Genomic DNA, 17,650 nt, shown 5'->3' on the forward strand with positions numbered 1-17,650 from the left:
GTTGAAGCGCACTGCCGATATCGTCATCACCCGGGTTCCGTCCGATTTCGACCGCTGGAACGAAGTGCTCGCCCTGATCCTGCGCGCTTTCGCCTTCATGGACGGCATCATCGACCCGCCGTCCTCGGCGCACCTGCTCACCGCGGAAACCTTGCGCGACAAAGCCCGCCGCGAGACCGGCATGCTGGCGCTCAGCGGCAACAGGATCGTCGGCTGCATCTTCGCCCTGGAACGAACCGACCACCTCTATGTCGGCAAGCTCGCCGTCACGCCGGACTGTCAGGGCCAGGGCATCGGCAGGTTGTTGATGCAAGCCGTCCAGGATTTTGCCCGCAGCCGCGGCAAGGCCGCAATCGAGCTGCAGACGCGAATCGAGCTGGCTGGGAACCAGGCAGCCTTTGCCCGGCTCGGTTTTCGCGAGACCGTGAGAACGGCGCATGAAGGTTATGCGCGACCGACTTCGGTCACCATGCGCAAGACCGTTTCGTAAGTTTCCACTTACATTATGTTGCGAAGCCGCTCAGGTCCTGAGCGGCAGCACGCGATCCGGCGGGCGGTGGCCGTCGACGAAGGCGCGGATGTTGATGATCACCTTCTCGCCCATGTCGATGCGGCCCTCGAGCGTCGCCGACCCCATATGCGGCAAAAGCACGACCTTGCCCTTGGTCGCGAGCTTGAGCAGTTTTCCGTTCAATGCGGGCTCGTGCTCGTAGACGTCGAGTCCGGCGCCGGCGATCCTGCCATCCTGAATCAGCTTGACCAGCGCCTCCTCGTCGATGATGTCACCGCGCGCGGTGTTGACGATATAGGCGGTGGGCTGGAGCAGCGCCAGCCGCCGCGCCGAAAGCAGATGGAAGGTCGCCGGCGTCGAGGGGCAGTTGACCGAGATGATGTCCATGCGGGCCAGCATCTGATCGAGGCTTTCCCAATAGGTCGCCTCCAGCCCGTCCTCGACCGCCTGCAGCACGCGATGGCGGTTGTGATAGTGGATGGAGAGGCCGAAAGCCTTGGCACGCCTGGCAACGGCGGTGCCGATACGCCCCATGCCGACAATGCCGAGCCGTTTGCCCCAGATGCGCCGGCCAAGCATCCATGTCGGCGACCAGCCGGCCCATTTCTTGTCGCCGGTGAGTACATTGGCGCCCTCCGCCAGCCGGCGCGGCACCGCCAGCATCAGCGCCATCGTCATGTCGGCCGTATCCTCGGTCAGCACGTTGGGCGTGTTGGTTACGGTGATGCCTTTCTTGGCCGCGGCCGCCACGTCGATCTTGTCGACGCCATTGCCGAAATTGGCGATCAGCTTGAGGTTTTCGCCGGCCTGGGCGATCAATGCCGCGTCGATGCGGTCGGTCACCGTCGGCACCAGCACGTCGGCCTCCTTGACCGCCGCGACCAGTTCCGGCTGCGTCATCGGCCTGTCCTCGACATTCAGCCTTGCGTCGAACAGCTCGCGCATGCGGGTCTCGACAGGGTCGGGCAGTTTTCGCGTGATGACCACGAGAGGCTTCTTTTTGCCTGCCATTGCTTCCCTCGTTGAGACCTCTTTAACCAAGACCGGCGAAACTGGAAGCCGGTCGCGGTAGCCGATTTACCCATGTACCAAGCGGTGCCGCCGAAGACAAAGAAAAAGGGGCGCCGGGGCCGGCAGGCCAGCGCCGAAAGGAACGAAAGTGTCTGGTTTCGCGTCGCTTCGCCTGACCCTCAGCGCAGCATTTCTCGGCGCTCTGCTCTATTCACCCCAACTGTGCGCGCAAGGTGCAGCGGCTCCCGCCCAGAGCGTCGTCACGCTCGGGCCGAGCGGCCTGCCGCTGCCACGATTCGTCAGCCTGAAATCCGGCCGCGTCAATTCGCGTGTCGGGCCGGGCGCCAACTACTCGGTCGACTGGATGTATCTGAAGGCCGGCCTGCCGATGGAGATCATCCAGGAGTTCGACACATGGCGCCGCGTGCGCGACGCCGACGGTTCGGAAGGTTGGATCAACCAGTCGCTGCTTTCGGGCCGGCGCACGGCGATCGTGGCGCCGTGGCAGCGCGGCAAGGGCGCCCAGATCAATCTCCTCAGGAGCCCCGAAAAGGACGCCAGCGTGGTGGCGATCGTCGAGCCGGGCGTCATGGGCACGATCAAATCCTGCGACGGCCAGTGGTGCGAAATGACGCTCGATGGCCACACCGGCTGGCTCGCCCAATCCGTCGTCTGGGGCGCCTATCCCGGCGAACGGGTCAAGGACTGATTTTTGGCCTTGCCGCGACTCGTTTGAACCGCAGGCCGGACCGTTTAGCGGCCGATGCGGCCGAGATGGGTATCCTGAAAGCTGCTCGACAGCTTCAAGCCGTAACCCAGCGCGCGATCGATAGCGATGTGGGCGATCCAGATCAATGCAACCGCTAGAGCGGCTGCATTGCCGAACAGGCTGCCGGCAAGCACCAAAAACACCGGTGGGACCAAGATGTGGAAAGCATTGTAGCAGGCGGCGCCGACGCGCGGCCCGGCGAGATAGCCGAACATGGACAGATCAGGCGCCAGGATCAACAAGGCGAACAACCGCCAGGACGCACCGGCGAGTGCATAAAAGACGATAGCGGACACCGCGACAGCGGCCCATTCCAGCCGGACAGCCAGATCGAGGGGTTTCATTCCCGGCCGTGCATACGTGCCTGACCGTCGGTCATTCGGCGCGTTTGGGGCGCAGTCTCACCACGATGTCGACATTGGCGATCTCCATCCCCTCGGGTGGTTCCGGTAGGTTGGTGACGGTGACCGGACCATTGGCGATGTCGAAAATCCGGTTTTCGCCTTCGATATAGAAATGGTGATGATCGGAGGTGTTGGTGTCGAAATAGGTTTTGGCGCCCTCGACAGCCAGAATGCGCAGGAGTCCCGCCTGGGTGAATTGGTGAAGGGCGTTGTAGACGGTGGCCAGCGATACCGGCACGCCGGCGGCGACGGCCTCCTCGTGCAGTTCCTCGGCCGACAGATGGCGGTCGCCCTTGGCGAAAAGCAGGTCGGCAAGCGCAATGCGCTGCCGTGTCGGCCTCAGGCCGGCTTCACGAACCCGCTTGTCCACAGCGACATTTTCCTTCCGGCAGCCCCGGTCCATCTGGTCGTCCAAGCTCACAGTTCCGCCTCAAGACACGTCCAGAATGGCAAAAAAATGGATGTCTGCCGAAACCGGACCCCTTTCGACATATATTCTGTCGTCCGGATGCGATCAATAGCGCGCATTGACCCGGCAAGACTGGCGGGTTAAGCGCAAACGCCGGTTTCCGGCCTGAAACAGATTGTGTTAGGACACCAACGACAAGGGCGCGCCAGCGCCCGGGACATATGGGAACGAGATTGATGGCGGGTTCGAAATCCAGCTACGACTACGAAGAATTGCTGGCCTGCGCCCGCGGCGAGCTGTTCGGACCGGGCAATGCCCAGTTGCCTTACCCGCCGATGCTGATGTTTGACCGCATCACCGAGATCAGCGAAACGGGCGGGGCTTTCGACAAGGGCTTCATCCGCGCCGAATTCGACATCAAGCCGGACCTGTGGTTCTTTGCCTGCCATTTCATCGGCAATCCCATCATGCCTGGATGCCTGGGCCTCGATGCCCTGTGGCAGCTGACGGGTTTCTATCTCGGCTGGCTGGGCGAACCCGGCAAAGGCATGGCGCTGTCGACCGGCGAGGTCAAGTTCAAGGGAATGGTCACGCCCTCGGTTAAAAAGGTCGAGTATGGCGTGGAATTCAAACGTGTGATGCGTGGCCGGCTGGTGCTGGGCATCGCCGATGGTTGGCTAAAGGCGGACGGCGAACCCATATACGCGGCAACGGACCTGAAAGTCGGTCTGTCCAAGCAGTCGGCGGTCGCTTGACCGTCGCCCTGGCCGACTTCGTGGCCAGCATTCCTGGAAGGAGTTGCGAATGAGACGTGTCGTAGTCACAGGCCTCGGCATCGTGTCGTCGATCGGCAACAATGCCAACGAGGTGCAAGCCTCGCTGCATGACGCCAAATCCGGCATCAGCTTCTCCGACTCCTTCGCCGAGCACGGCTTCCGCTGTCAGGTCTGGGGCGCACCGACGCTCGATCCCAGCGCCATGATCGATCGCCGCGCAATGCGCTTCCTGAGCCAGGGAGCGGCCTGGAACCATGTCGCCATGGACCAGGCGATCGCCGATGCCGGCCTTGGCGAGAGCGACATCACCAATGAGCGCACCGGCATCGTCATGGGCTCGGGCGGGCCTTCCACCCGCACCATCGTCGAGGCGGCCGAAACCACGCTCAAGAACGGCAGCCCCAAGCGCATCGGCCCATTCGCGGTGCCGAAGGCGATGTCGTCGACCGCGTCGGCGACGCTGGCCACCTGGTTCAAGATCCACGGAGTCAACTATTCGATCTCGTCGGCCTGTTCGACCTCGGCGCATTGCATCGGCAATGGCTACGAACTGATCCAGTGGGGCAAGCAGGACATGGTGTTCGCCGGCGGCCACGAAGATCTCGACTGGACGATGTCGGACCTGTTCGACGCCATGGGCGCCATGTCGTCGAAGTACAATGACAGGGCATCTGCCGCGTCCCGCGCCTATGACGTCGATCGCGACGGCTTCGTCATCGCCGGCGGCGCCGGCGTGCTGGTGCTCGAGGAACTGGAGCATGCCAAGGCGCGCGGCGCCAAGATCTATGCAGAGATCGTCGGCTACGGCGCCACCTCGGACGGCTTCGACATGGTTGCGCCCTCGGGCGAAGGCGCGGTCCGCTGCATGCGGCAGGCGCTGGCGACCGTCACCACCCCGGTCGACTACATCAACACCCATGGCACCTCGACGCCGGTGGGGGATTCCCGCGAAATGGGCGCGATCCGCGAGGTGTTCGGGGAGAAGATGCCCTTCATCACCTCGACCAAATCGCTGACGGGCCATTCGCTGGGCGCGGCCGGCGTGCAGGAATCCATCTATTCGATCCTGATGATGCAAGGCGGTTTCATCGGCGAAAGCGCCCATATCGAGACTCTCGACCCCGAATTCGAGGGTATGCCGGTGGTGCGAAAGCGCATCGACAACGCCAGGATCGACACCGTTTTGTCCAATTCCTTCGGCTTTGGTGGCACCAACGCAACGCTGGTTTTCCAGCGCTATTCCGCATAAGGCCACGTTTTTTCCACGAGGATTGGCGATCATGGACGGATTGATGAAGGGCAAGCGCGGGCTTGTCATGGGCGTCGCCAACGATCATTCGATCGCCTGGGGCATCGCCCGGAAACTGTCCGAACATGGGGCCGAACTTGCCTTCACCTACCAGGGTGACGCCTTCGGCCGCCGGGTCAAGCCGCTCGCCGACAAGCTCGGCGCGGCGCTGGTGGTTCCCTGCGATGTCGAGGACAGCGCCTCGGTCCGCGCCACCTTCGAGACCTTGGGCAAGGCCTGGGGCGGGCTCGACTTCGTGGTCCATGCCATCGGCTTTTCGGACAAGAATGAGCTCAAGGGCCTCTACGCCGACACCAGCCGCGACAATTTCATCCGCACCATGGTCATCTCCTGCTATTCCTTCACCGAGGTCGCGCGCCACGCCGCGGCCCTGATGCAGGATGGCGGATCGATGATCACCCTGACCTATGCCGGTTCGGTGCGCGTCATGCCGAACTATAACGTCATGGGCGTCGCCAAGGCCGGCCTCGAGGCCAGCGTGCGCTATCTCGCCAACGATTACGGCCCGCGCGGCATCAGGGTGAACGGCATATCGGCCGGACCGGTGCGAACGCTTGCCGGCGCCGGGATTTCCGATGCGCGCCACATGTTCTCTTACCAGCAGCGCAATTCTCCGCTGCGCCGCACCGTGACCATCGACGAGGTCGGCGGCTCGGCACTCTATCTCCTGTCCGACCTCGCTTCCGGCGTCACCGGCGAAATCCACTATGTCGATTCCGGCTATCATATCGTTTCCATGCCGACGCTCGAGGAGCTGAAGCAGACGGATCGCGCGAGCGAATAGGCCATTACGCGAAATAGTCTTTTCTCCTGCGAAGAAATAATTCCCTTCCAATAAAATTGGATGCATTCGCGGAAACTCATTTTAAGGGCCTATCGGCTATAGAGTCCCGCAATTTGGGGACTTTCAATGCCTGCCGTCAGCAACCCGAACCGCACACCGGTGTTCCGGCTGATCACCATAGCCAGTTCGGGCATTGGCAGTTTCATTCTCGGCATCTGGGGGCTGAAGCACGCGCTTGGCGACGGCTTTGCCGGCATGCCGGCGGACGTGATGGTGGCGATCATGGCTGCCCTTTGCGCATTGGCGGCGGCGGGAGCCGCGATGTCTTTCTTCGCCGGCGTCGATGAATCGGCCGATTTCGTCTTCAACGAAACCCAGTTCGACAAGCTGACCGGATTGCTGGCGCGTCCGGCGATGGTCGGCAAGATCGCCGAGGCAGCCTGCGCGACGAGCCGCACCGGGGCCCCGATGTTCCTCATCGACATCGACATCGACCGGTTCAAGCAGATCAACGACGCGATCGGCTACAGCCAGGGCGACGAACTGATCCGCGCCTTCACCAAGCGGCTGCAGGCCTGCGTGCCCGAGCGCGTGCAGATCGGGCGCATCGGCGCCGGCGAGTTCGCGGTGCTGCTTCCCGATCATCAGATTCAGGGAACGATGGAAGCTATGGTGGAGAGGCTCATCGACGAGATGATGGAGCCCTATGAGCTCAGCAGCCACCAGCAATCGGTGAGCCTGTCGGTGGGCATCGTGGCGATGCCCAAGGACGGCGTCGACCCGGTCCTCATCCTGCGCCGCTCCAACCTGGCGCTGCAAAATGCGCGCGCCAGGGGAGTCGGCAACTGGTCGGTCTTCGATACCGAGATGGGTCGGGTCGCCGATCATCGCCAATGGGTCGAATCCGAGCTGCACATCGCATTCGAGCGCGGTGATTTCGACCTTCACTATCAGCCGCAGCTGGACCTGCCGAGCGGCCGCATCGTCGGCTATGAAGCGCTGATCCGCTGGAACCATCCAGAACGCGGCATGATCCCACCTCTGGAGTTCATCCAGATCGCCGAGGAAACCGGCATGATCAATCCGATCGGCGAATGGGTTCTGCGCAAGGCATGCAGCGACGCCCGCCATTTACCCGACGACTGCTTCGTCGCTGTCAACATCTCGCCGGTCCAGTTCATGACCAAGGACTTCATCGGCCTCGTGCGCGACACGATGCGGACCACCGGCATCAAGCCCTCGCGGCTGGAGCTGGAAGTCACCGAGACGGCCATGATGCAGGACCGCGACCGCGCCGCCGCCATCCTGAAAGAGCTTGCCGATATGGGCATCTCGGTTGCCGTCGACGATTTCGGCACCGGCTATTCCAATCTCAGCTACCTGATCGATTTTTCATTCGGCAAGCTGAAGATCGACCGCTCCTTCGTCAGCCGCATCGATACGGATTCGAGCTCCGGCGCCGTCGTATCGACCATTGTCGGCCTCTCGCGAGCACTCGGCGTCAGTATCATTGCCGAGGGTGTCGAGACAGAGGACCAGGCGACACTGCTCAGGGCAGCCGGTTGCGAGGTGGTGCAAGGTTATCTGTTCGGTCGGCCGGCGCCGCTTGCGGTCATGGCCGGCGAGGGACATGTCATCGAGGATTCGAGGCGCGTCGCCAATCTGCACTGAGTGTCACGCCGTTGCGTGTCAGCGACGCGCGGAAAGAACCTTGAACATGCCGTCACGGGCGAGCTCGGCATGGCTGGAGAAGGCGGCGGCCAGTACCGGCTCGTAGGGCAGCTGGCGGTTCGCCACCATGTACAGTCGTGCTCCCGGCTTCAGCGCCTTTGCCGCTGCCCGGATCAGGCCGGCGCCGATCTCCGGTTCGGCCGCGCGGCTGCGATGAAAAGGCGGGTTCATGATGACCGCGTCGTAGCGACGCTCGACCGGCTCCCCCTGCAGGTCCGTCCAGAAGAAACCTTTCGCAACCGACTGGCTGGCCGTGGCAAGATTGGCTTTGGCGGCTTCGAGAGAAGCGAAATCCGCCTCATAGAGATCAAGTGCCGAGATGCCGGGCGAACGCGCTTCCATCTCCGCCGCCAGATAGCCCCAGCCGGCGCAGAAATCGGCGACATGGCCGCGCAGGTCGGCCGGAAGATGGTCCGCCAGCAACTTCGAACCGGCATCGGCACGATCGAAGGAAAACATGCCGGGCGCCGTGCTGAAGCGGCCGTCGACCAGCCCGGCGGGATTGGCGGCACGCAGCGCTGCTGCCGTCTCCGTCCCGGCCGGCCGGCGAAGCCAGAAGGCGATGCCGTGATATTTGGGCAGATGGCCTTCGAGCGGCACAAGCTCGTCCATGCGCTTGCGCAGGCTGGCGATGCCATCATCCTTGCCGCCGGCAATGACGATCAATCCGCCCTCGGTGACGCGCTCCAGCGCATCCGCGATGCGCAGCTCGTTCTGGCCGCGATGGCGGCCCGCGAGCACCAGCGCGGCGTCAAAGCCATCGCCTTGCGTTTGCGGGGTGACAGTGAAGCCCGCGGCTTGCAGCGCGCGAAAATGCGGCCGAAAGCCTTGCACCACGTGCAGCTCGGCGTCGAAGTCCTGCGGTGTCCGCAAGCCGGATTCGGCCCCTAGAAAAAGCACCCGTTCGCCCTTGCCTGGTAAAGCGACCGCCTCGGCCTCGAATGGATGGAAAAGTGTCTTCAGCGGTTCGGCAGACATGCCTTTGCTCCATAAACGAAAGCGGGCGCGACATGAGCCGCGCCCGCTTTGATTTTTCGGTCAGGCCGTTCAGGCGGCGTTTTCTTCGCTCTCAGCCTTCTTGTCGCGAACGATTTCCTTGCCGGTGGTCTGGTCGACGACCTTCATCGACAGGCGGACCTTGCCGCGCTCATCGAAGCCCATCAGCTTGACCCACACCTTGTCGCCTTCCTTGACGACGTCCGAAGTCTTGGCGACCCGGTCGTTGGCAAGCTGCGAGATGTGGACGAGGCCGTCACGCGGGCCGAAGAAGTTGACGAAAGCGCCGAAGTCGGCGGTCTTGACGACCGTGCCTTCGTAGATTTCGCCGACTTCCGGCTCGGCGACGATGGTGTGGATCCACTTCTTCGCCGCCTCGATCTCCTTGGCGTTCGCCGAAGCGATCTTGACCGTGCCGTCATCCTCGATGTTGATCTTGGCGCCGGTCTTCTCGACGATCTCGCGGATGACCTTGCCACCGGAACCGATCACGTCGCGGATCTTGTCGGTCGGGATGTGCATGACCTCGATGCGCGGTGCGAACTCGCCGAGCTCGGCGCGCGCGCCGGACAGCGCGTGGCCCATTTCGCCGAGAATATGCTGGCGACCGTCCTTGGCCTGGTCGAGAGCGATCTTCATGATCTCCTCGGTGATGCCCTCGATCTTGATGTCCATCTGCAAGGAGGTGATGCCGTTGGCGGTGCCGGCGACCTTGAAATCCATGTCGCCGAGGTGATCCTCGTCGCCCAGGATGTCGGAGAGCACGGCGAAGCGCTCACCTTCCTTGATCAGGCCCATGGCGATACCGGCGACCGGCTTGGCCAGCGGCACGCCGGCGTCCATCAGCGCCAGCGAGGTGCCGCAGACGGTTGCCATCGACGACGAGCCGTTGGACTCGGTGATCTCCGAGACCACGCGCAGCGTGTAGGGGAACTGGTCTGATGTCGGCAGCATCGGGCGGATGGCGCGCCAGGCGAGCTTGCCGTGGCCGATCTCTCGGCGGCCGGGCGAGCCCATGCGGCCGGTCTCGCCGACGGAATAGGGAGGGAAGTTGTAGTGGAGGAGGAACTTCTCCTTGTACATGCCGGTCAGCGAATCGACATACTGCTCGTCCTCGCCGGTGCCCAGCGTGGCGACGACCAGCGCCTGGGTCTCGCCGCGGGTGAACAGCGCCGAACCGTGGGTGCGAGGCAGGACGCCGACCTCGGATACGATCTTGCGCACGGTCTTCAGGTCACGGCCGTCAATGCGCGAACCAGTGTCGAGAATGTTCCAGCGCACGACCTTGGCTTGGAGCTCCTTGAACACACTGCCGATCTGCTCGGAGGAATATTTCGGCTCTTCGCCTTCGGCCGGAGCGAAGGCCGCCTTGACCTTGGCCTTGACGGCGTCCACGGCGGCATAGCGCTTCTGCTTGTCGGTGATCTTGTACGCGTCGCGAAGCTCGTCGCCGACGATCTTCAGCATCTCGGCTTCGAGAGCGGAATAGTCCGGCGCGGTGAAGTCGCGCGGGTCCTTGGCGGCGACCTCGGCCAGCTTGATGATCGCGTCGATCACCGGCTGGAAACCGCGATGGCCGAACATGACCGCGCCGAGCATCAGGTCTTCGCCGAGCTCCTTGGCTTCGGACTCGACCATCAGCACGGCGTCGGCGGTGCCGGCGACGATCAGGTCGAGCTTGGATTCCTGCATCTCGTCGACATGCGGGTTGAGCACGTATTCGCCGTTGATGTAGCCGACGCGGGCGCCGCCGATCGGGCCCATGAAGGGCACGCCCGACAGGGTCAGGGCCGCCGAGGTGGCGACGATCGACAGGATGTCCGGATCGTTCTCGAGATCATGCTGGACGACGGTGACTACGATCTGCGTGTCGTTCTTGTAGCCGTCGGCAAAGAGTGGGCGGATTGGGCGGTCGATGAGGCGCGAAACCAGCGTTTCCTTTTCGCTCGGACGGCCTTCACGCTTGAAATAGCCGCCCGGGATCTTGCCGGCGGCGTAGGTCTTTTCCTGGTAGTTGACGGTCAGCGGAAAGAAGTCGAGGCCCGGCTTGGGCTCCTTCATCGAAACGACCGTGGCGAGAACCTTGGTCTCGCCGTAGGTGGCGAGCACGGCGCCGTCGGCCTGGCGCGCGATCTTGCCGGTTTCGAGGATGAGCGGGCGACCGCCCCATTCGATTTCCACTTTGTGGTGATTGAACATGTCTTGTCCTTCATATGAGGAAAGGGCCGCGCCGTTTCAGCGTGCGCGGGTGCCCTTTCCCCTGGCTTCCTTTCTCGGGCAGCCACGGGCAAGACAACGGGAAGCTCGATCCATGTCGGCCGGATGGCCGCGCGAGCGTCCTGCAATCCTGCCCCATGACCGTCCATGGGGTGGCTTCGAGGGGGCCCTCTGCACGCTCGAAACCGGATTTGGCCAATCGATCCGACTGGCCCTGCGCATGACCCCACAAGCAGCGGCTTGTGGAATGCGTCACGCGCAAACTCAACTTGTTGGAGCGTCCGTCCGGCATCCGGATGGGTGCGCGGCGCTCCAATACCTGCATTCGAGATCGGATTGGTCCGGTGCTCAAATGCGCGACCGGCGGGCCCTTGTGAGGCCCGCCGGTCAATTCGTCAACGGCGCAGGCCGAGCTTCTCGATCAGCGTCTGGTAGCGCGTGTCGTCCTTGCGCTTGAGATAATCAAGCAGGCTTCGGCGCTGGGAGACGAGAGCGAGCAGACCACGGCGGGAATGGTTATCCTTCTTGTGGTCCTTGAAATGGTCGGTCAGGTTCTTGATGCGCTCGGAAAGGATGGCTACCTGAACTTCCGGAGACCCGGTGTCGCCCTTGGCGGTTGCGAATTCAGTCATCAATTCCTGTTTGCGCTCGGCAGTAATCGACATCGTGTTTTTCCTTATCTGTTCGAGGAAACGGGTCGCCCTCAGCCGGGATGTCGTCCAGCAGGGGCCGGTGCAAGCAGAGCGTCATAGCGCTAAGCTGCGGCGCATATAGTGCAATTCCCAAGAAAACACCAGCCCAATTCACGAAGCCGGCTTTTCACGCCAAAACGGCAAGTTATCCCTGTCAAAGCCATTTTTTCCATTTGAAGAAGGCAATCAGCCCAACCGCGACCACGGCCATGAACAGCAGCGACAAGGGATAGCCGTAATAGGCCTTCAGCTCAGGCATGTTCCAAGGCGACGTCTCCGGATCGAAATTCATGCCCCAGACGCCGACCAGAAACGTGAGCGGCATGAAGATGACCGAGACGATCGTCAGATAGGAAATGACGTCGTTGGTGCGTGCCTGGCTCAGCGACAGATGCATCTCGATCAGGCCGGTCAGCATGTCGCGCTGGTTCTCGACCAGCTCGATCAGCCGCAGCGCGTGGTCGAGCGTATCGTTCAGGAAGACCTTGGTTTCGGCCTTCACATAGGACACGTCGTTGCGGATCAGCGTCGCCAGCGCATCGCGCACCGGCCACAGCACCCCCTTCAGCACATTGGCGTCGTGCCGCAATCCATGAAGCTGCTGCATCTGATGCTTGTGCGGTGCGTGCAGCATCTGGTCCTCGATGCTGTCGACGAGTTCGCCGGCCGCCTCGATCGGCGGAAAGTAGCTATCGACGATGGCGTCGATCAGCGCATAGGCGAGATAGTCGGCGCCACGGGCGCGCAGCCGGTTCGGCGCCGAGCTTTCGATGCGCTTGCGCACCGGATCGAACGGATCGCCTTCGCGCTCCTGGAAGGTGACGACGAAATTCTTGCCAAGGAAAACGGCGATCTGCTCGTAGCGGTGCGAGGCGACGTCGTCGATCATCCGCACGACCACGAAAGCATGGTCTTCGTAGAAATCCACCTTCGGCCGCTGGCCCGTGTTGACGACGTCCTCCAGCGCCAGCGGATGCAGGCTGAAGATGCGGCCGATCTCCTTGATCAGCTCGATATTGGCCAGGCCGGTGCAGTCCAGCCAGATGACCGGCCACTTTTCGCAATTGGCATTGACGTCGTCGATGCTGGCATTGTCGATCGTTTTGGACTTTTGCGGCGAGATCAGGGTGAGCCGCAGTTCCGAGCGTCGCGCCGCGGGATCGGCGATCAGCGTTCCGGGCGATGCACCGACCGGCGGCCGCCTGGCCCTGAGCGGCGCCCGCGTCTTGATCGCCTCAACCTTTGCCATGCGGCCCCTCGGATAGATATCGCATAGAGATTAGACGAGGGCCCTCACCCGGCAAAGACCCGTTTGGGCTTGAACATGCCCTGCTCGATGGCGCCGATGGCCACCAGCTTGCCGCGCGCGGTCGCGCAGGCTTCCTCGGCCTCCACCGGCGCGTCGCGGCCGCGGATGATGACGGGATTGCCGAGGCGGATCTTCGTCGCCGCATCGTCGCTGATGGCTATCTGCGGCAGGCAGTCGAGTGCCGCCGAGGTGTCGACAAGCAGCGCGTCGATCGCGGCAAAATCGATCGGCGCTTCTATCGAATCGGGGGACGGTTGCTGCGTGCCATGACCCTGCTCGCCGAAGCGCGCCGCCTCCAGTTCGGCGACGGTGACGAAATCCTCGGCGGTGAACGGCTCGACCTCGATCCGGCGCAGTTCAGAAATATGGCCGAAGCAGCCGAGATCGCGGCCCATGTCGCGGGCCAGCGAGCGCACATAGGTACCCTTGCCGCATTCGACCTCGAAAACCGTGTGATCGGCCCCGTGCTCGACGATGTCGAGGCGGCCGATTTCGATCTCGCGCGCGGGAATGTCGACCGTCTCGCCGTCGCGGGCGAGATCATAGGCGCGTTCGCCCGCGATCTTGATGGCCGAGAATTGCGGCGGCGTCTGCATGATGACGCCGGTGTATTTCGACAGCAGCGCCTGCACTTCGGCCTCCACGGGGCGCCGATCGGAGTCCCGCGTCACCGGACCTTCGAGGTCGTCGGTCGAGCGCTCCTGCCCCCAGGCGACGGTGAAGCGGTAGATCTTGGCGCCGTCCTGGACGTAGGGCACGGTCTTGGTGGCTTCACCGAGCGCGATCGGCAGCATGCCGGAAGCGAGCGGATCGAGCGTGCCGGCGTGGCCGGCCTTCTCCGCCTGAAACAGCCACTTGATCTTGGAGACGGCCTCGGTCGAGCCCATGCCGACCGGCTTGTCCAGCACCACCCAGCCCGAGATCGGCCGGCCCTTCTTCTTGCCGCGGCGCGCCATTATTCACTGTCCTTGTCGTCGTCCGCATCCAGATCGCGCGCCACTTCCGGCGATTTCAGGAGATCGTTGATCCTGGCGAAATTGTCGAAGGAGGTGTCGAGCCGGAAGCGAAACTCGGGCATGTACTTCATCTGCCGCAGCGCGCCGGAGACGCGGCCGCGGACGAACTTGGCATGCTTGTTGAGTGCCTCGACCACGGCGCCGGCGTCCGTGGCGCCGAGCGGCGAGATGAAGGCGGTTGCGATCTTGAGGTCGGGCGACATGCGCACTTCCGACACCGAAACCACGGCATTCTCGACCAGCGGATCGATGATCTCGCCGCGCTGCAAGGTTTCGGACAGCGCATGGCGCACCTGCTCGCCGACGCGCAGCATGCGCTGGGATGGGCCTGATGTGGTCGAACGGGGCATTTTTTCTCGATCCTGAAAGCGTGGGGCGCGGGATAGGACCGTGCCTCATGTCTCAAATGTTTGCCAGGCGGCGGCCTCTCGGCCACCGCCTGGCATGACGGACGTCACACGAACTCAGAGCGTGCGGGTTACCATCTCGACGCGGAAGCACTCGATGATGTCGCCGACGCGCATGTCCTCGTAGTTCTGGAAGGCCATGCCGCATTCCTGGCCGCCCGGGACTTCCGAAACCTCGTCCTTGAAGCGCTTCAGCGTCTTCAGCGTGCCTTCGTGGATGACGACGTTGTCGCGGATCAGGCGCACGCCCGCGCCACGCTCGACCTTGCCTTCGGTGACACGGCAGCCGGCGATCTTGCCGACCTTGGTGATGTCGAATATCTCGAGTATCTGCGCATTGCCGATGAAGGTCTCGCGACGCTCCGGCGAGAGCATACCCGACAGAGCCGCCTTCACGTCATCCACGAGGTTGTAGATGATCGAGTAGTAGCGGATCTCTATGCCAGCGGCCGCGGCAGCGGCGCGTGCCTGCACATTGGCGCGGACGTTGAAGCCGATGATCGCCGCGCCCGACGTCTCCGCCAGTGACACGTCGCTTTCGGTGATGGCGCCGGCGCCGGCATGGACGATGCGCGCACGCACCTCGTCGGTGCCGAGCTTGTCGAGCGCTGCGTTGATCGCCTCGATCGAACCCTGCACGTCACCCTTGATGACCAGCGGGAACTCCTTCAGTCCGCTCGTCTGCAGCTGCGACATCATCTGTTCGAGCGAACCGCGCTGGCCGGCATGACGGGCAACCGCCTTCTCGCGGGCCAGACGCTGGCGGTACTCGGTGATCTCGCGGGCGCGGGCCTCGTTGTTGACCACGGCGAAGCGGTCGCCGGCCTGCGGCGTGCCCTGGAGGCCGAGCACCTCGACCGGCATCGCCGGCGGCGCTTCCTTGACGTGTTCGCCACGATCGTCGACCAGCGCGCGCACCCGGCCCCATTCATTGCCGGCGACAAGGATGTCGCCCGGCATCAGCGTGCCGGTCTGCACCAGCACGGTGGCGACGGGGCCACGGCCCTTGTCGAGCTGCGCCTCGATGACGACGCCCTCGGCGGTGCGGTCCGGATTGGCCTTGAGGTCGAGGATTTCGGCCTGCAGCAGGATCGCTTCGAGCAGCTTGTCGAGATTGGTGCCCTTGGTCGCCGACACTTCGACGTCCAGCACCTCGCCGCCCATCGATTCCACGAACACTTCGTGGCGCAACAGCTCGGAGCGCACTTTCTGCGGATCGGCGTCATGCTTGTCGATCTTGTTGATCGCCACGATGATCGGAACGCCGGCCGCCTTGGCATGGCTGATCGATTCGATCGTCTGCGGCATCACGCTGTCGTCGGCCGCCACCACCAGGATGGCAATGTCGGTGGCCTGGGCGCCGCGGGCGCGCATGGCCGTGAAGGCGGCGTGGCCGGGCGTGTCGATGAAGGTGATCTTCTGACCGTTCTTCTCGACCTGATAGGCGCCGATATGCTGGGTGATGCCGCCGGCCTCGCCGGAGACGACATTGGCGTTGCGGATCGCGTCGAGCAGCGAGGTCTTGCCGTGGTCGACATGCCCCATGATGGTCACGACAGGCGGCCGCGACACCAGGTCTTCCGGACGGTCGGCGATGTTGAACAGGCCTTCCTCGATGTCGGACTCGGCGACGCGGCGGACCGTGTGGCCGAATTCGGTGGCGACCAGTTCCGCCGTGTCGGCGTCGATGACGTCGCCCGGCTTCAGGATCTGGCCCTGCTTCATGAAGAACTTGACCACATCGACGGCGCGCTCGGACATGCGCTGCGCCAGTTCCTGGATAGTGATGGTTTCGGGCAGGATCACTTCGCGCATAACCTTCTCGCGCGGCTCATTGTGCATCGCGCGCTTGAACTTTTCCTGGCGGCGGCGCATCGACGACAGCGAACGGGCCCGCGCATCCTCGTCGGAAAGCGCGGAGTTCAAAGTCAGCTTGCCGCGACGGCGGTCTTCCTCGCCCTTGGTCGGCTTGGCCGGACGCGCCACTTCGGGCGTCACCAGACGGCGCACCGGCGCACCGGCGCCAGTCCGCTTCGGCTTGACCTCTTCTTCCTCGTCGGCGGTCGCCAGTTCGGCGGCCTGCGGCGCGCGGCGACGCGCCTCTTCCTCGGCGCGGCGGCGGGATTCGGCCTCGGCCTGCAACCGCGCTTCTTCCTCGGCCTGGCGGCGTGCGGATTCCTCGCGCTCGCGCTTGCGGCGCTCCTCATCCTCGGCGCGGCGCTTGGCTTCCTCGACGGCGCGCTGGCGGTCCTCGACCTCGCGCGCTTTGGAGCCTTCGAGCGCCCTGCGGCGCGCTTCCATTTCGCTGCGCGACAGTTCGTTCAACACCATGCCGCTGCGCTCGACCGGTGCCGGCGGAGGTGGAGGCGGCGCCTTGGGTGCCTCCTGCACGACGGGAGCCGCCGCGACCGCCGGCTTCGGGGTGAACACGGGTGCCGCCACCGCCGGCTCCGGCTTGTCGCCGGGCAGCGAGAATTTGCGCTTCTTGGTCTCGACCACGACCGACTTGGTGCGGCCGTGCGAGAAGTTCTGGCGCACGGTGCCCTGTTCCATGCCGGGGCGCTTCAGCGTCAAGGTCTTCTTCGGCGTAACACTCAACGTCTTGTCGTCGCCCGATTTCGTATCGCTCATTCCATATCCTCTGCGGCCTCATCTTCGTCAGCAACGGCCGCAAGCATTGCCAGATCGTCCGGGGTACCGCCCCGATATCGGTCGAGCGCAACCATGCGCTTCTGGACCGCCTTACCCGCGTCTCCCGCGAGGACGGCAGCATGTATCACATTTGTACCCCCCAATGCCAAGCTCAACTCGGCCTCGGAGAAAAGTTTGTAGGCAAGGATGGAGGGGCCGCCAATATGGACGGTCGCCCGCCGCGCCTGGCTGATCTTGCGCACGCCATCGTCCGAGGCTTCGGTCGCGTGGAGCACGAAAAGCGCCAATCCGCCGCGCACCGCGCTCTCCACCTTGGTGGCGCCCAGCGCGATCGCCCCTGCCTTGCGAGCGAGACCCAGCATGCCAAGGGCGGATCTGGAAAGCAGCCCATCGACCATGCCGCCGAGATCGGGCGGCACGACCACCTGTGCCTTAAAGGCGCGGCTAAAAAGGTTCTTGGCCGCCGCCTTGTCGATATGTAGGCGGTCGGCGCTCACCCAGCAACCACGGCCGGGCAGATTTCTCTTGAGATCCGGAACGACGGCCGAATCCGGGCCGACGACGAACCGGATCAGTTCATCCGGTTCGGCCTGCTTGCGGGTGACGATGCAGGTGCGATCGTTCATCTCGTCCAAGGGCGGTTTCTGTGCGATGCGG

General features: G+C 63.7%; 17 protein-coding genes. 6 read left to right on the plus strand and 11 right to left on the minus strand.

Annotated features, from left to right (window positions below; genetic code table 11):
* The first annotated feature begins 1 nt into the window (after window position 1).
* Window positions 2–490, plus strand: coding sequence for a GNAT family N-acetyltransferase (locus tag LB545_RS15715; RefSeq protein ID WP_140557600.1), 489 nt, complete (start codon window positions 2–4; stop codon window positions 488–490).
* Between the two features lie 30 nt (window positions 491–520).
* Here the strand turns inward: LB545_RS15715 and LB545_RS15720 are convergent, their stop codons facing one another.
* A complete protein-coding gene (locus tag LB545_RS15720; RefSeq protein WP_140496760.1) occupies window positions 521–1,522 on the minus strand; it encodes a 2-hydroxyacid dehydrogenase in 1,002 nt (333 codons plus the stop codon).
* Window positions 1,523–1,670: 148 nt separating this feature from the next.
* On the opposite strand from LB545_RS15720, the gene LB545_RS15725 reads away from it, so the two are divergent.
* Complete coding sequence (locus LB545_RS15725) at window positions 1,671–2,231, plus strand: SH3 domain-containing protein (protein WP_140496762.1); 561 nt, start codon at window positions 1,671–1,673, stop codon at window positions 2,229–2,231.
* Between the two features lie 44 nt (window positions 2,232–2,275).
* Here LB545_RS15725 and LB545_RS15730 read toward each other — a convergent pair whose 3' ends face one another.
* Both LB545_RS15730 and irrA read right to left on the minus strand, forming a co-directional pair.
* Window positions 2,276–2,635, minus strand: a complete 360-nt coding sequence (locus LB545_RS15730) for a DUF4260 domain-containing protein (protein WP_140496764.1) — start codon at window positions 2,633–2,635, stop codon at window positions 2,276–2,278.
* Window positions 2,636–2,666: 31 nt separating this feature from the next.
* Complete coding sequence (gene irrA, locus LB545_RS15735; protein ID WP_181165297.1) at window positions 2,667–3,098, minus strand: iron response transcriptional regulator IrrA; 432 nt, start codon at window positions 3,096–3,098, stop codon at window positions 2,667–2,669.
* A 242-nt stretch (window positions 3,099–3,340) separates the two neighbouring features.
* Here irrA and fabA point away from each other — a divergent pair, with 242 nt between their 5' ends.
* From fabA to LB545_RS15755, 4 genes are all read left to right on the plus strand, one after another.
* Window positions 3,341–3,859, plus strand: coding sequence for a 3-hydroxyacyl-[acyl-carrier-protein] dehydratase FabA (gene fabA, locus LB545_RS15740; protein WP_140496768.1), 519 nt, complete (start codon window positions 3,341–3,343; stop codon window positions 3,857–3,859).
* A 49-nt stretch (window positions 3,860–3,908) separates the two neighbouring features.
* Window positions 3,909–5,129, plus strand: a complete 1,221-nt coding sequence (gene fabB, locus LB545_RS15745; RefSeq protein ID WP_140496770.1) for a beta-ketoacyl-ACP synthase I — start codon at window positions 3,909–3,911, stop codon at window positions 5,127–5,129.
* Window positions 5,130–5,160: 31 nt separating this feature from the next.
* A complete protein-coding gene (gene fabI, locus LB545_RS15750; protein ID WP_140496772.1) occupies window positions 5,161–5,973 on the plus strand; it encodes an enoyl-ACP reductase FabI in 813 nt (270 codons plus the stop codon).
* A gap of 126 nt (window positions 5,974–6,099) precedes the next feature.
* Entirely contained in the window at window positions 6,100–7,644 is a 1,545-nt protein-coding gene (locus LB545_RS15755; protein WP_140513180.1) for a putative bifunctional diguanylate cyclase/phosphodiesterase, read from the plus strand.
* Between the two features lie 18 nt (window positions 7,645–7,662).
* Here LB545_RS15755 and LB545_RS15760 read toward each other — a convergent pair whose 3' ends face one another.
* The 8 genes from LB545_RS15760 to LB545_RS15795 form a co-directional block, all read right to left on the minus strand.
* Complete coding sequence (locus LB545_RS15760) at window positions 7,663–8,682, minus strand: class I SAM-dependent methyltransferase (RefSeq protein ID WP_224705419.1); 1,020 nt, start codon at window positions 8,680–8,682, stop codon at window positions 7,663–7,665.
* A 69-nt stretch (window positions 8,683–8,751) separates the two neighbouring features.
* On the minus strand, window positions 8,752–10,899 hold the full coding sequence (pnp, locus tag LB545_RS15765) for a polyribonucleotide nucleotidyltransferase (protein ID WP_140624825.1): 2,148 nt from the start codon (window positions 10,897–10,899) through the stop codon (window positions 8,752–8,754).
* A 413-nt stretch (window positions 10,900–11,312) separates the two neighbouring features.
* A complete protein-coding gene (rpsO, locus tag LB545_RS15770) occupies window positions 11,313–11,624 on the minus strand; it encodes a 30S ribosomal protein S15 (protein ID WP_281405124.1) in 312 nt (103 codons plus the stop codon).
* Between the two features lie 139 nt (window positions 11,625–11,763).
* Window positions 11,764–12,858 (minus strand): magnesium/cobalt transporter CorA, encoded by a 1,095-nt coding sequence (corA, locus tag LB545_RS15775; protein ID WP_140513174.1) that lies wholly within the window; start codon window positions 12,856–12,858, stop codon window positions 11,764–11,766.
* A 44-nt stretch (window positions 12,859–12,902) separates the two neighbouring features.
* The gene (gene truB / locus LB545_RS15780; protein WP_140897492.1) at window positions 12,903–13,874 is read right to left on the minus strand and encodes a tRNA pseudouridine(55) synthase TruB; all 972 of its coding nucleotides are present in this window, start codon (window positions 13,872–13,874) and stop codon (window positions 12,903–12,905) included.
* Window positions 13,874–14,284 (minus strand): 30S ribosome-binding factor RbfA, encoded by a 411-nt coding sequence (rbfA, locus tag LB545_RS15785; RefSeq protein ID WP_140759455.1) that lies wholly within the window; start codon window positions 14,282–14,284, stop codon window positions 13,874–13,876. Before rbfA ends, truB begins: the two co-directional genes overlap by 1 nt.
* Before the next feature lie 114 nt (window positions 14,285–14,398).
* Window positions 14,399–16,972, minus strand: coding sequence for a translation initiation factor IF-2 (infB, locus tag LB545_RS15790; protein ID WP_140513170.1), 2,574 nt, complete (start codon window positions 16,970–16,972; stop codon window positions 14,399–14,401).
* A complete protein-coding gene (locus LB545_RS15795; protein WP_140497289.1) occupies window positions 16,969–17,619 on the minus strand; it encodes an RNA-binding protein in 651 nt (216 codons plus the stop codon). The genes infB and LB545_RS15795 overlap by 4 nt, the downstream gene beginning before the upstream one ends.
* Window positions 17,620–17,650: the final 31 nt, after the last annotated feature.

The sequence above is a fragment of the Mesorhizobium sp. BR1-1-6 genome, assembly GCF_020165355.1.
GTDB lineage: Bacteria > Pseudomonadota > Alphaproteobacteria > Rhizobiales > Rhizobiaceae > Mesorhizobium.

What these genes read in the sequence shown, in the direction of transcription:
- LB545_RS15760 (WP_224705419.1), bottom strand. Translation starts at nt 8,682, where the DNA reads ATGTCTGCCGAACCGCTGAAGACACTTTTCCATCCATTCGAGGCCGAG.
- LB545_RS15730 (WP_140496764.1), bottom strand. Translation starts at nt 2,635, where the DNA reads ATGAAACCCCTCGATCTGGCTGTCCGGCTGGAATGGGCCGCTGTCGCG.
- fabI (WP_140496772.1), top strand. Translation starts at nt 5,161, where the DNA reads ATGGACGGATTGATGAAGGGCAAGCGCGGGCTTGTCATGGGCGTCGCC.
- fabB (WP_140496770.1), top strand. Translation starts at nt 3,909, where the DNA reads ATGAGACGTGTCGTAGTCACAGGCCTCGGCATCGTGTCGTCGATCGGC.
- infB (WP_140513170.1), bottom strand. Translation starts at nt 16,972, where the DNA reads ATGAGCGATACGAAATCGGGCGACGACAAGACGTTGAGTGTTACGCCG.
- LB545_RS15755 (WP_140513180.1), top strand. Translation starts at nt 6,100, where the DNA reads ATGCCTGCCGTCAGCAACCCGAACCGCACACCGGTGTTCCGGCTGATC.
- pnp (WP_140624825.1), bottom strand. Translation starts at nt 10,899, where the DNA reads ATGTTCAATCACCACAAAGTGGAAATCGAATGGGGCGGTCGCCCGCTC.
- LB545_RS15720 (WP_140496760.1), bottom strand. Translation starts at nt 1,522, where the DNA reads ATGGCAGGCAAAAAGAAGCCTCTCGTGGTCATCACGCGAAAACTGCCC.
- rbfA (WP_140759455.1), bottom strand. Translation starts at nt 14,284, where the DNA reads ATGCCCCGTTCGACCACATCAGGCCCATCCCAGCGCATGCTGCGCGTC.
- corA (WP_140513174.1), bottom strand. Translation starts at nt 12,858, where the DNA reads ATGGCAAAGGTTGAGGCGATCAAGACGCGGGCGCCGCTCAGGGCCAGG.
- truB (WP_140897492.1), bottom strand. Translation starts at nt 13,874, where the DNA reads ATGGCGCGCCGCGGCAAGAAGAAGGGCCGGCCGATCTCGGGCTGGGTG.
- LB545_RS15795 (WP_140497289.1), bottom strand. Translation starts at nt 17,619, where the DNA reads ATGAACGATCGCACCTGCATCGTCACCCGCAAGCAGGCCGAACCGGAT.
- irrA (WP_181165297.1), bottom strand. Translation starts at nt 3,098, where the DNA reads ATGGACCGGGGCTGCCGGAAGGAAAATGTCGCTGTGGACAAGCGGGTT.
- fabA (WP_140496768.1), top strand. Translation starts at nt 3,341, where the DNA reads ATGGCGGGTTCGAAATCCAGCTACGACTACGAAGAATTGCTGGCCTGC.